9 protein-coding genes are annotated in these 13,183 nt (G+C 30.3%); all 9 read right to left on the bottom strand.

Annotated elements, in window-relative coordinates; all coding sequences use genetic code 11:
• Positions 1 to 9 precede the first annotated feature (9 nt).
• Positions 10 to 846 (bottom strand): PTS system mannose/fructose/sorbose family transporter subunit IID, encoded by an 837-nt coding sequence (locus C7U55_RS06760; RefSeq protein WP_106987907.1) that lies wholly within the window; start codon positions 844 to 846, stop codon positions 10 to 12.
• A gap of 1 nt (position 847) precedes the next feature.
• The gene (locus tag C7U55_RS06755; RefSeq protein ID WP_106987906.1) at positions 848 to 1,693 is read right to left on the bottom strand and encodes a PTS mannose/fructose/sorbose/N-acetylgalactosamine transporter subunit IIC; all 846 of its coding nucleotides are present in this window, start codon (positions 1,691 to 1,693) and stop codon (positions 848 to 850) included.
• A 30-nt stretch (positions 1,694 to 1,723) separates the two neighbouring features.
• Positions 1,724 to 2,215, bottom strand: coding sequence for a PTS system mannose/fructose/N-acetylgalactosamine-transporter subunit IIB (locus tag C7U55_RS06750; RefSeq protein ID WP_106987905.1), 492 nt, complete (start codon positions 2,213 to 2,215; stop codon positions 1,724 to 1,726).
• Positions 2,216 to 2,227: 12 nt separating this feature from the next.
• Complete coding sequence (locus C7U55_RS06745) at positions 2,228 to 2,650, bottom strand: PTS sugar transporter subunit IIA (RefSeq protein WP_022001602.1); 423 nt, start codon at positions 2,648 to 2,650, stop codon at positions 2,228 to 2,230.
• A gap of 156 nt (positions 2,651 to 2,806) precedes the next feature.
• Positions 2,807 to 4,093, bottom strand: coding sequence for an ABC transporter substrate-binding protein (locus C7U55_RS06740; protein WP_106987904.1), 1,287 nt, complete (start codon positions 4,091 to 4,093; stop codon positions 2,807 to 2,809).
• Positions 4,086 to 4,766 (bottom strand): response regulator transcription factor, encoded by a 681-nt coding sequence (locus C7U55_RS06735; RefSeq protein WP_106987903.1) that lies wholly within the window; start codon positions 4,764 to 4,766, stop codon positions 4,086 to 4,088. The genes C7U55_RS06740 and C7U55_RS06735 overlap by 8 nt, the downstream gene beginning before the upstream one ends.
• Positions 4,759 to 6,060, bottom strand: a complete 1,302-nt coding sequence (locus C7U55_RS06730; RefSeq protein WP_106987902.1) for a sensor histidine kinase — start codon at positions 6,058 to 6,060, stop codon at positions 4,759 to 4,761. Before C7U55_RS06730 ends, C7U55_RS06735 begins: the two co-directional genes overlap by 8 nt.
• Positions 6,060 to 7,013: a sugar ABC transporter substrate-binding protein gene (locus tag C7U55_RS06725; RefSeq protein ID WP_106987901.1), complete on the bottom strand. Its 954-nt coding sequence runs from the start codon at positions 7,011 to 7,013 to the stop codon at positions 6,060 to 6,062. The genes C7U55_RS06730 and C7U55_RS06725 overlap by 1 nt, the downstream gene beginning before the upstream one ends.
• Positions 7,014 to 7,211: 198 nt before the next feature.
• On the bottom strand, positions 7,212 to 12,857 hold the full coding sequence (locus C7U55_RS06720; protein ID WP_106987900.1) for a beta-N-acetylglucosaminidase domain-containing protein: 5,646 nt from the start codon (positions 12,855 to 12,857) through the stop codon (positions 7,212 to 7,214).
• Between the last annotated feature and the right edge of the window lie 326 nt (positions 12,858 to 13,183).

Raw genomic sequence — 13,183 nt, 5'->3', positions numbered from 1 at the left:
TTTCTCCTTTTAATAAGATAATCCTGGATTGAAGAATCCAACAAATACACCAATAAAGGCAACAACAACTAATAATAACATTACTTTAATTGGTGACATTTTCTTTTTAGATAATAAATACCAACATCCAACAACAAAGACTGCTGTTAATAATCCTGGATAAACACCATCTAATGTTTTTTGTAAATCTATGAAAGGTTTTTTAGCTCCAGCTGCGGTCATCGTAAATGAAGTTGTTACTGAAATCCATGTTGCTGATACAGCACCGATAACAATACCACCTAACATCGTAACTGATTCTCTTAAAGCTTCTCCTTGAGGACCAACTAAGAAATCTACCGCTTTTCCACCTAATTCATATCCTTTGAAATATAAGAATTTCATTCCAAAGTAAGCAAATAAGTTCCATACAATGATGTACATGATAGCTCCAAGAGGAGAACCTCCTGTAGACATACCTAAAGCAATACCAAGTAAAATAGGAATAACTGTTCCTACAACTAGGGAATCCCCAATACCGGCGATTGGTCCCATTAAACCAGCTCTTAAACCATTGATTGTTTCATCATCAACATCTTCTGTTCCGTTTGCACGTGCTTCTTCTAACCCAGCTGTCATCCCAACAATAACAGTACCAAGTTGAGGTTCTGTATTAAAGAAAGCAGTGTATGTTTTCATTGATCTTGCTTGATCTTCTTTTTTATCATAAAGTTCTTCTACTACTGGTAACATAGAGCATAGATAACCAAAAGTTTGCATATGTTCTTGAGAGAAGCATGTTAAGTTTCCATAATACCAATTGTGGAAGGATTTAGTTAATGTTTTTTTAGATAGTTTCTTTTCCATCTTAAATATCCTCCTCATCTTCATCATCAAAGTCTCCTGCAGGTGCAGCTACTCTTTGATTTTGTAACATTTTTAATTTGTAGTTAATTAAAGCAAACATACCAGCAATCACTGTTGCCGCAACTAAATTGATTCCCATTGAAGCAGCAAGAGTAAATCCAAAGAAAAATGGAATGAAATCAACTGCTTTTGTAACAATTTGTTTTAATAAGATTGCAATTCCGACACATGGTAATAATGATCCAACTGTAAATAAAGTTTTCATAGCTAAACCATCCATAGGTAATGTTGTTTTAATAAGTTCAACAACATCTGCTCCTAATTTACACATAATTAAGGCTGGAATAAATGAACATAAAATATGTGAAATCCAAGGTAATACCATATCTACAAGATATAATTTATGATAATCCCCTTTTTCAACAGCTTTCCATCCAACATGTTGCCATGCTAAGTTGATTGTTGCTGTTCCGTAGAACAATACTGTACCTAAAGTACCAACCATTGTTCCAAATGAAGTTGCAAGAGCTGCTCCATCTTTTGTGGCAGCAGATAAACCATAACTATTTAACGCTACCATTGCAAGTGGAATCCCAATGTAACTTACAGCACGAACGTCTGCTGAAACGGTTCCACCTGGAGTAACTAATGCAATGTAGACAACTTGCATTGCTGCCCCTACTAAAATACCTGTTTTGATATCTCCTAAGATAATCCCACAAACAAGTCCCCCAATTAAAGGACGACCTAATGTGTAGTTACCAAAGGAAGTACCACCTAATCCTGGCATACTTGATAAACAAGCAAATAAACCAAGTAATGCCGCTTGTAACCAACTAATTGTCATAATTTTTCTTCCCCTTTATTTATATATTTGTTAAAAACCAAATTTTCCTTTAAAATCATCCCATGTTCCAATTGAAACATCTGGTAATAAAGCAAATTTGATTGTATAACCTGCTTTAGCTAAAGCTTCAAAAGCTTCGGCTTCTTCTTGTGTAATGGATTGATTGTTTCCTAGTTTTGTTGCTCCTTCACGATCATTACAAGGTCCAACAATAACTGTTTTAATACCACAATCAAATCCTTGATCAACAAGAATTTTTTTCATATCAATAGGATTTTTAGTAATTAAGAAATATTGATCTTGACTATCTAAAACCTTTTGACTTTTCTTTTGCCAAGCTTCCATTGTCCATACAAATGTTTTCTTTCCACTGGCTGATTTGTAAGCTGCTTTTAATACTGAATTATTTGCTGCTTTATCGTTTACAGCCACCAAACCATCGCATGGGTATTCTCTTGCCCAACGTGTACATGTTTGACCGTGAATCATACGATCATCAATTCTAATAAATGATACTGACATCTTTCTTCCTCCTTAAATATCATCTTCGTCGTCTTCTACGACTTTAAATTCTTGTAAAGCTGTTGTTGCTTCACTTAAGACAGCTTGTACAAAGGAATCCCCTTGTAAAGTATCTTTCATTAATACTGAAGTAAGGGCTAATGGTAAATTCATCCCACCAATTGTTGTTGTCTTTTCCATTAAACCTTTTTCAGCTAAAACATTTAAAGCAGTTGTAAGTGGTGATCCTCCTACAATATCCGCTAATAAAACAATTTCATCATCTTCATGAATGTCCTTAACACTTTCTTTAAAGATTTCCGCAAATTCATCTGCTGTCTTTCCATCAGGTAAACCTGAAGCAATCACATCATCCCTTTGTCCTGCCAACATCATTAATGATGTTTTTAAACCAGCTGCAAATTCACCATGACTTACTAATACTAAATATTTCATGTTCTTCCCTCCTTGCACCTATAGAATACCAAATATGAAAGCACTTGCAACGTGTCTTCAATCACGACTTTTAAGTGACAAAAATCATAAAAAAATTGACAAATATCATTCCTACTATGACATTTGTCATAAATAAAAAAGATAGCCAAAAGCTATCTATTTCAATTCATTTTCTAATTTCTTTTGTATCTTATTAAGATCATTATCAATTGTTCCTTGATCAATACTTTGATTAATCAAATAATCTGCTTTTTCTAGAATATTTTCATACTCTTTAAACTTTGGTTCTACTAACGTATTTTCTAAAATTCTATTTAAAACATCTGAATCTAAAGAAGCATAGGAGACTGTATCTTTTACTAAGATTTCCTTTGTTTTCTTTGATAACATGACCTTCTTTAAAGGAGAGGCTCCCTTCGAATTATCAAGTAGGGATTGTTGAATATCTCCATCCATCGTCAACATTTTTAAAAATTCCCACGCTATTTCTTGATGCTTTGTTTGTGAAGACATTCCTATTAACGAAGTGTCTAAATGTGTTGTAATCGTATTTGATTTTGTCCCCGGCATTGAAATACAGCTCCATTTAAAAGATGTATATTTACTAATACGATAAGGATAAGGTTGGTAGGTACGATATTGAGCAAAGGTCAAAGGACAAAAGGCAACTTTCCCTTGATCAAAATCTTCTGATGAAACTTGATAGTCATTTGATAAAGCTTTAAGTTTTGTCAAATATAAAAACGCTTCTTTGACTTCTTTTTTATCAAGATGACAATTATCTTCTTTAAAAACTTGTAACCCATAACAATCAAGAACATCTTGCCAATCAAAGCCATAATAGCCATATTGATCGATGACACCATCATTATTTGTATCCTTTGTAACTTGATTACTAATATTATAAAAATCATCAATGGTCCAATTACTTGAAGGAATAGCAATACCTTCTTTGGTAAGTAAATCATGATTGATACACATAATTGTTGGATTGATTTCATAAGGAAGTGCATATTGACTTCCATTATTTCCAGCAAATAAAGCACTTTGATAAAAAAGAGAAGTATCTATTCGTTCTTCTTTAATAAGTCGATCTAAATTCTTTAAAATACCAATAGAAGATAACGTATTAAAATCATCAGGAAGTACCATAAACACATCAGGTGTTGTTCCTTTGGTAATTTCATTAGCAAGCCATGAAGAATAATCATCTTTTATAATTCCACTTTTATATTCAAAATGAACATTGGGGTATTTCTTTTCAAATTTCTTGATTGCTTGATCAATAACTTGATAACTTTCCCCATTAGGCACATCCCAACTGCTTCCAACATAAAGTCCTAAAGTAAGAGTAATATCACGACTTGGATCATTGATCAAGCAATAAATAAGAACTAAAGAAAGACTTACTAATGTAAGAATACCCTTTTTTATTCTAGTCATTATCGTCACCAAATTCTTGCATTGTGACCCCTGTTTGAACAGCCCAAATGGCAAGTTGCGTACGATCACGTAATTCTAATTTTGACAAAACAATGCTAACATAATTACGCACAGTTCCTTCTGATAAATAAAGTTTTTGAGCAATTTCTTTATTAGATAAACCAAAACCAACTTGTTGAATGACTTTCAATTCAGCCTGTGTCAAATCTTTTGATAAAGAATCATCGACTTGGATAGCATAATTACTCATAGACATCTTGGAAAAAAGTTTAAATACTTTTGTCGCAATATCAGGATTGATCATCGCTCCACCATTATAAACTGTACAAATGGCATGATAAAGTTCATCCATGCTGACACCTTTTAATAAATAACCGCTTGCTCCATATTTTAAAGCACTAAAGACAAATTCATCATCATCAAAAGTGGTAAGAATAATGATTTTAATATCTGGATATTTTTCTTTGACCGTCTTTGTACAATAAACACCGTCCATTTCTGGCATACGAATATCCATTAAAATGACATCTGGCCTTTCTTTTTTTATACTCTCAAGAACTGCAAAACCGTTTTCAACAGCATCTACGACTTTCAAATCTTCATGTGTTGATAAAACAATTTGTAAAGACTGTCTAATAAGTTCTTGATCATCTGCAATCATCACTTTAATCATCTTTTTTTCCTCCTATTTTTGGTATTTCTACAACTGTTCTAAATCCTTCTTCACTATAAAAATGTATCGTTCCATTTAATATAGCAACACGTTCATGCATTTGTTTCAAGCCATATCCATAATGAATTTCCTTACAGCCACTTCCATTATCTTGCATAATAATCATATATTTTTCCTCTTCGTCAAAAAGATGAATTTCAATATGAGAAGCATGTCCATGTCTTAAAGCGTTTGTCATCGTTTCTTGAATAATTCTAAAAATAATATCTTCTTTTGTATTTTCAAAATCAACATTTTCCCATTCATAATACAAATCAACATTTAAATGAGAAACACTTTGAAATTCTTCAATCATTTTAATCAAACCATCTTTTAAAGTTCTTTGATCAAGTGCTCCCGGTCTTAACTTATATAAAGAACGTCGAACATCTTTAATACTTTCACGAACAACATTACTAATTACCAAAAGTTGTTCTTTTGACTTTTGTGGATCAATATCAATCAAAGTAATACAAGCATCAATTCCCGCCGAAATACCTGTTAAGGCATGTCCTAAAGTATCATGTATCTCTCTTGAAATTCTTTTTCTTTCTTTATCTTCTGCCATTTTTTCAGATAAAGCAGAATACGTTTTTAATTCATCATTGACTTTTGAAGCAAGTTGAAGTTCTTTACTGATTTTCTTTGTTTCTTCTTGTTGAACTAAAACTTGGCAAATAAGATAAAGAATAAAAACAACAACATTTAATGAAGCTAAAATATTTTTAGCAAATAACATAAATGTTCGACTTGAATTTGGATAAAATGATAAATAAGATTCAATACTTGGCATATGTATAATATTTGATAAAATATTAAAATCTGAAATCAATAATAAACCAAAGGCCATTAGTAAAAGTAAGGCCATATGTTTAATATTTCTCATATTATAAAGTAAATCAGCAAAAACAAAGAGTAAAATTCCATTATAAGAACCATTTAAACGAATAATTAATAAAAATGAAAGAATAATTTCGATATAAACAAGACCATTCGCCATTTTTAAATTATCTTTTTCTCTTAATTTCATTAATAAAACAATAATAATAAAAAGAAAAATCGATTCAAAAAAGATATTTTGTGGTGTTCTAGTAATATAAGATACTTTATTTAAGAAATCACGTGCATAATAATGCACTGAAATATATTTGGTAGAAAGTAAAAATAAAGAAGCATTATAGATAATAACAACCGCATTAATAAACAATAATGAATCTTTTAACTTTGTAACATATTCTTTTGTAAGATGATTCATTATTGCCACCCCGTTATATCATATTCTTCTATATTTTCTTTGGTAATCAATTTTGTTGGAACAATAATTGAGCGTTTATACTTTTTATGGTGTAACATCTTATAAGCCACCTTGATTGTTTCTTTTCCTAAAGAAGTAGGTGATTGTGAAGATGTCCCCACAATTGCTTTCGTTTCTGCCAACAATTTCTTTATATTTGGTGAACCATCAACTCCATAAATAAAAACATCATGCCCTAAATCATTTTCTTTTATAGAAGCTAGTGCTCCTAAAGCCGTTGGATCATTCAAACAAAAGACAACATCAAAATCAATTCCTTGTTGAATAATTTTATTTAAAGCAGGTAAAGCAAGTTCCGTTTGTCCTAAACAATCTTCACTTCCTACTATTTGATAATTCTCATTTAAAGCAACTGTATCTTTAAAGCCGTTGATACGATCAACCGCTGATAAGGCTTTAGAATGTTCAAGTAAAGCAATACGTGCATGATCAAAGCGTTGCATCATATCTTTAGCACACTGTACTCCTGCATCATAATTATCTGAAACAACTGTACAATCTGCAATTTGATCATCACTAATAGGAGCATCTACTACAATAATTTTAATTCCTGCTTTTTTGACTTCTTTTAATGTTTTATTAATACTCGAAGATTCAACAGGATTAATAATTAAAACATCGATTCCTAAAGAAACAAGGTCTTTGATTTGTTCATTTTGTTTTTTAGGATCCAAAGCTGGATCTCTAGTATATAAAACATCCCCATGATTATTAACAACATTTTCTATTTCATTATTTACAGCTTTATAGAAGGTATTATTCATTGTCATATAAGTTGCTCCAAATTTTATTTGTTTAGTATCAGTGTTTAAATAATGGTGATAGACAAAACAAATCATAATAAGGCTTACAATACATGTTATTTTTAAAGCTTTATTTTTATAAAAAGACATGTGTTTTCCTCCTATTCTCCCTTTATTTAATTTTAATGATTTTTGTCATCTATGTAAATATGACAAATGTCATAAAAGTATAATTAATTGATTTAAGACATTCTTGCCTTTTTGATTTTTATTCAAATAATATAAAACCATGAGTACTTATTTTGCATATTTCCCCATGGTTTTTTACTACTATTTTATAATAGTTATTTAATTATTTTCTTTTGTTTTTTTGTTTAATACAATATAGGCTATTACTGAAATAAATGCAATTGTCATAAATGTCCAAATTGATGTTTGGTCACCTGTTTTTACTTTATTTGTTTCTTTAGTAGTAATAACTTGTGGTTTTTGAATAGGTTCATTTTTTGTATCAGTTGATACTGTTGGTGCTTTTTCTAATGAATCTATTGCATTTTGTAATTCATTTACAAGAACATCTGCTTCTTCTTGTGTCATTTCTGAAGAATTTTCTAATTTCTTAGATATTTCTGTTACAGCATTTAATAATTTAGAATAAGATGCATCTGTATATTTTTTACTATCTAATTGTTTGATTTTATCTAATAAATCATGAATTCCATTTAAATCTCCACGTTTAACTAATTTTTGAGAAGCTTTTTCTAATGCAACAGTTAATAAATTAATGTCATCACTTGAGTTTTCATTCTCTAATGATTTTTTAATATCATTATATGCTTTTTCAAATTCTTTCCATGTTGATGCTGTATAATCTTTTTCTTGATATTGAGCCATTATAGTCTTCAATACATTGATTTCATTATCTGTTGCCTTTAAAACTAATTGTGCTCTTGCATTTTGTAGTTGTTTTAATGCTTCATCCAATTGTTCTTTAGTAGCTTCTTGAGCAAGTAATGCTTGTGCATTCTTTAATGCTTGTTTATATCTGCTTACTGTTGAAGTTAAATATTGATCTGTATCTAATTTGTCTAATTCATTTGATTCAATATAATTTTTTAAAACTTCTTTGCTTACTGTGACTTTTGTAACTAATTGTGCTTTCGCTTTTTGTAAAGCTTCAACCATATCTTCTACATCTTTTTCAGTAATATTCGCTTCACCCTTAGCAAGTGTATCATTTATTGTTTGAACTTGTTGTTGTAATGTTGCCCAAGTTTCACTCGTATAATCATTTTCTTTTAATTGATCAATTGCATCAAGTTCAGCCTTAACACTTTGAATATCTCCACGTTTAACTAAACTTGTATAAGCAATTTCTAATTCTGATTTGGCTTGAACTACCAAATCAAGTTCACCATAGTTTTCATTTAACACTTTATTTGCTTGTTTTAATTTTGTTTTAAATTCTTTGTATGAATTAGCTGTAAATTTTGATTCTTTCACATCTAAAGTATCAATATAATCTTGTAAATCTTTTGTTGCTGTTGATACATATTCATCTTCATTTAACATAATGGTTTCTGAAATTGTTGGAATATGATTTTCATCCCATTCAATTTTTAATTCATAGATATTACCATCTGGCATATAGAATTCATTAAGTGATTTTCTCAAAGTTCCTACTTGAACCCATTTTTTATGAGTTGTACGTGTTTTTGCATCTAAATCATCAACAAGAACAGATACTCTTGCATTTGAAATTTCACCTTTTTGAATAATATGCATTTTCTTGACATCTAGATTACTTGATAATGTATATGTAATACTTCCTGCTTCTTTTGTTCCTGGTTTATAAGCTGTTGATAAATCACCATCAAATAAATATTGTGGAATATATCCTTTTGCTTCTACAGTTGTAGAAGTATATGCTGGATCATTTGTTACTGGTACATATTCTCCATCATTTATATCGATTTCATTGAAGAGAACCGCTCTTTTATTATTTGAAGCTGTCATTAAAATTTTCAAATAACGTGCTTTAACTTGGTTTGCAGTTCCTTCTACATATACTTTATTTGGATAAGTACTTGAGGCTTTATAACCTGCATCTGAATCAATGCATTTAACGTCTCCATCATTTGTATTTTCATTACCATCTCCAATAGTTACTACTTTTGTCCAATTTTTTAAATCATCCGATACTAAAATATCAGCATCCCTAATATAATTGACCGCACTATCTTGGCAATACATTTGAATTTTAGAAATTATTCTTTCTTGTCCTAAATCATAAATAATATATTGTCCTTTTTGTGGGAAGTCTCCGAATTCTGTTGTTGTATCAATATTACCATCAAAAGCAGCACCATTATTTCTAGTATCTTCTGCAACACCCCATGATGAATTAATATTCATAGTTGTTTCATATAAATATGGAGCTGTAACTTCATTTGAATGCACTTTAAAATGATTGATTGTTAATTTGATTGCATGATCTGTTTTATTTATCAATCTTACATATCTTCCATCTGGAAGCTCACCATCTTGATTAGTAATTGTTGTCCATTCAACACCATTTTTAGAAACTTGTAAAGTTAATCCTTCGCCATTTTCATAATCAATATTGAAAGTACTTAAATCTTTAATTCTTAATAAATCAACACCAACGTATTGACCTTTTTCTAAACTAATTTCTTGATTATAAATTAATTCTGTAAGAGCTTCTTCACTTTGTGAAGCTAATTTATAATCCGTATTTGTATAAACATTTGTATTATCAAAATTTTCATCTGGATTATAAGGTTTTACAGAGAATTCGGAGAAAATAACCCATACAGGTTTTTCTTCTTCATTAACTAAACGTACATAACGTGCTTTTAAACCATTGAAATTTTCATCTATTGTATCTTTTCCGCTAGAAACACCTTGATAAGTTTTGTATGTTGTCCAATTTTTATTGTCATTAGAATATTGTAAGCTATATTTTTTCCACTTATTTCCTGCTTCACGTTTTCCACCAATTGCTGCATGAATTTTACCAATAGCCGTTTCTTTACCTAAATCCCAACCAATATAATCACCTTTTCTTGTTATATCTCCTGATGTCCGAAATTCCACATCTGTTGAATCATCATCATCTGTTAAGTTAGCAACTGTTCCTTGATAAATTCCCCATACATCTGTATACATAAATGTTGCATTGATTTGTCCTGAATCATCCATTTTAAATGTTTTAACTTTCCACCAATATCCAGATGCACTATCTTGTAAATGTAATTCTAAGTTTCTAATACGAATTGCTTTCGCTTTAATATTTTGGCTTGTTACATCTAATTCAACAGATGCATCTCCATTATATTCTTGTATAGCTGTCCAGTTTTGTCCATCTGTTGTATATTCAATCACATATTTTGTTGATTTATCATTTCCTGCATCTTGTGCAAAATGAATTGTTCTTAATGTTTTTTCTTTGTTGAAAGTTAATGTGATACTTGCATCAATTGGTAAATAGTCTTTAATTTCTCCACCTTTATAAGGACTTTCTGCAAAATGTGCGTATGTATCTTCACTATCATCTAATAAATCATTTAATGACCCTGATTTAAGTGTTAATTTATCAGTTGATAATGTACCTGCATCTTTTTCTTGGGCATTAATTACAATATCTCTAACACCCAACCATGTATTAGATTTATCTTCAGTAGCAATCATTCTTATTCCTCTAACTGATTTTAATCTCAAATCAGTTAATACAACATCTTTTGGTAAAGTATATTCTTGATCATTTAAATCAACCCATTTTTTACCATCTGTTGTATATTGCACTTTAGCTTTAGAAAAAGTATCATTAGGATTCGCGTTTGTCCCTAATTTAAATGTTACTTTATCAATATCAATTGCTTTTGTATAAGTAACTCCTACATAAGTTCCTTTACTAATCGAATTTGGCGTTTTATAAACAATTTCCGTATTCACTTTATTATCAAATACATAATCTGTATTACCTGTTGGCATATCGTTACGATTTGTAATGAATTTAATTACTTGTTTATTTGGATCAACAATTGTTGAAGCAATATCACCTAAATAAGAATCCATTGTTTTAATAAATGGTACAATGTGTTGAACACCTACTTCGGCATATTCTAAATGATCAACATAATTAAATCCATAAGTTTTTGATTTTTCAAAAGCAGCTTGTCCTGCTGCATAAAGATCCCAAATTTTATCATTTGCATCACCATCTTGCGCTGCTTTAATGGCTTTAATATAATTAATTGCTGCATCTGTTGTATCATCCCAACAATTTAACCAATAGACAATTTGATCTTTTACTCTTGTATCACCTGCTTGTGCTCTATAAGTAGCACTCGCATTTTTTAAAATTGTAAATTCATTGAGTAAATCTTCAAATTGTTCATCACTGATTGTTGTCCCATTAGAGATAGCTTCTTTAAAACTAGCTAAACGATCTTTTAAGTCAACTGATTCTTGTAAGGCTGTAACACGACCATCCATATTTTGATTGATCATATGTTTTGAAAGTTCTCTTAAAGCAGCTGATGCTTTCGTTTCAAGAGCACTATTATGATCAACATATTTAAAGGAAGCGTTCCAACATCTTTGTGCTTCTTCTTCACTTTGCCAGATATTCCATGAATAACATGCATTACCAAAAATTGCAACTTTGCTTGGTTCAGATTGTTGCATTGGATTTAAAACAATTCCTTGAATCTTGTTTGGATCTACACCTGGATGTAAGAATGTTGTATAACCACCCATGATCAAATGTTTTTTAGAGTTATCTGTACATGGCCAGTTGATCCACATATAAGGTCCACGTCCCACATTATTAGTAAATGTCGTTGTGAAATCATTTGTTACTTCTCCCCAAACTCTACCACCTGTCATGACAATTTGAATATTTTCCGGGAAATTTCGATAATAACCTTGTCCATTATACATATATTCTTGTGTGCAGAATGGTAATGTTAATTTTAAATCTGGATATGTTTTTTGCATTTCTTTTAACCATGCTGTCATATCTGTTAATGTTCTTGTATAATTTTCACCACCGACATTACCTGCATCATCAGCTAAAATAGCAATTTGACGTACTCCTGCTTGTATTACTTGTTCAAATTTAGCTTGTAAAACTTTTAAATCATTTTGATAGTTTTCTTCACTATTATATCTAATTGCATCATACATATAAGGATGTAAAGCGAAGACAAAACGACATTTTGATTTATTTCCTGCTTCTGCAAGAGGTTTGATTTTTGTTTCAATTTCTTCGTTTGTATAAAGTTCTCGCCATTTAGAATTATGTTTTGGATCATCTTTAGGAGCATAGAAATAAGAATTCAACTTGTAGTATCCTCCCCATTCCATTAATTTTATACGATCCGTTGTAGACCATGGATTCCCATAGTAACCTTCAATAAATCCACGACTTGCAACATTAGCATAATCTTCCATTGTAAAGTTGCGGATATTTGTTCCGTCTAATTGTTTAAAAATATGATACAAACTTGTAAGACCATAAAAAGCTGCATCTGTATCTTTACCTAAAACAGTAATTTTTCCATTATCAACTTTTAATAAGTAAGAATCTAATTGATCAAATAAATTACTTGTTTTTACTGTATAATGTTCACCAGCATATTGATCAACATATTGATTAGAGCCTTTTATACCTACTAAAATATTTGTTTGATCTTCTTTAACTTCTGTTGAAGTTGTAGCATTAATCTTTTTAATAGCTAGCACTTCATTGAGTCTATCCCTTGTATATTCATCAATACCATCTTCATAGACTATATTGACATTTGATGTTATATCAAATGAACCATCTTGATATTCCATCATATGAGGATTAGGATAAACCTCATAATCACTTTCCAAGGCACTTACCATTGGATAAGATTGAACACATCCAATAGACATTAAAAATGTAAGTACCACTGCAATGATTTTTTTTACCTTCTCTTTCATATTCTTCTTCCTTCCTTATTTACATTACTGCTCCCTTAAATGAATAATGTAATTTTAATTTGCAAATACAAGAGCAAAAAATAAAGACCAAATAAACCACGCTAAAAAAGTGTAAGTTATTTGGTCTTGCCTACTTAAAGTAACAATCCGTATTTACGTCTTGTATTGTAACATGTCTTGTTTGTCTATGCAAGCGGTTACAATAATTTTGTCTAGACAAATTAAATACCACTACTTACTTGTAGTGGTATTTATTGACTATAAATCTTCTTTTTTTAATACCCAACCATGATATAAATGCCATCCATACAAATAAAATAACATTT

It is taken from the genome of Faecalibacillus faecis (assembly GCF_003024675.1).
Lineage (GTDB): Bacteria > Bacillota_I > Bacilli_A > Erysipelotrichales > Coprobacillaceae > Faecalibacillus > Faecalibacillus faecis.
Note: the sequence above shows the minus strand (reverse complement) of the source record. Positions and strands in the feature narration are given on the sequence as shown.

Excerpts from the sequence above, each read along its gene's own strand:
- C7U55_RS06760 (WP_106987907.1), bottom strand. The coding sequence starts at position 846 with ATGGAAAAGAAACTATCTAAAAAAACATTAACTAAATCCTTCCACAAT.
- C7U55_RS06755 (WP_106987906.1), bottom strand. The coding sequence starts at position 1,693 with ATGACAATTAGTTGGTTACAAGCGGCATTACTTGGTTTATTTGCTTGT.
- C7U55_RS06750 (WP_106987905.1), bottom strand. The coding sequence starts at position 2,215 with ATGTCAGTATCATTTATTAGAATTGATGATCGTATGATTCACGGTCAA.
- C7U55_RS06745 (WP_022001602.1), bottom strand. The coding sequence starts at position 2,650 with ATGAAATATTTAGTATTAGTAAGTCATGGTGAATTTGCAGCTGGTTTA.
- C7U55_RS06740 (WP_106987904.1), bottom strand. The coding sequence starts at position 4,093 with ATGACTAGAATAAAAAAGGGTATTCTTACATTAGTAAGTCTTTCTTTA.
- C7U55_RS06735 (WP_106987903.1), bottom strand. The coding sequence starts at position 4,766 with ATGATTAAAGTGATGATTGCAGATGATCAAGAACTTATTAGACAGTCT.
- C7U55_RS06730 (WP_106987902.1), bottom strand. The coding sequence starts at position 6,060 with ATGAATCATCTTACAAAAGAATATGTTACAAAGTTAAAAGATTCATTA.
- C7U55_RS06725 (WP_106987901.1), bottom strand. The coding sequence starts at position 7,013 with ATGTCTTTTTATAAAAATAAAGCTTTAAAAATAACATGTATTGTAAGC.
- C7U55_RS06720 (WP_106987900.1), bottom strand. The coding sequence starts at position 12,857 with ATGAAAGAGAAGGTAAAAAAAATCATTGCAGTGGTACTTACATTTTTA.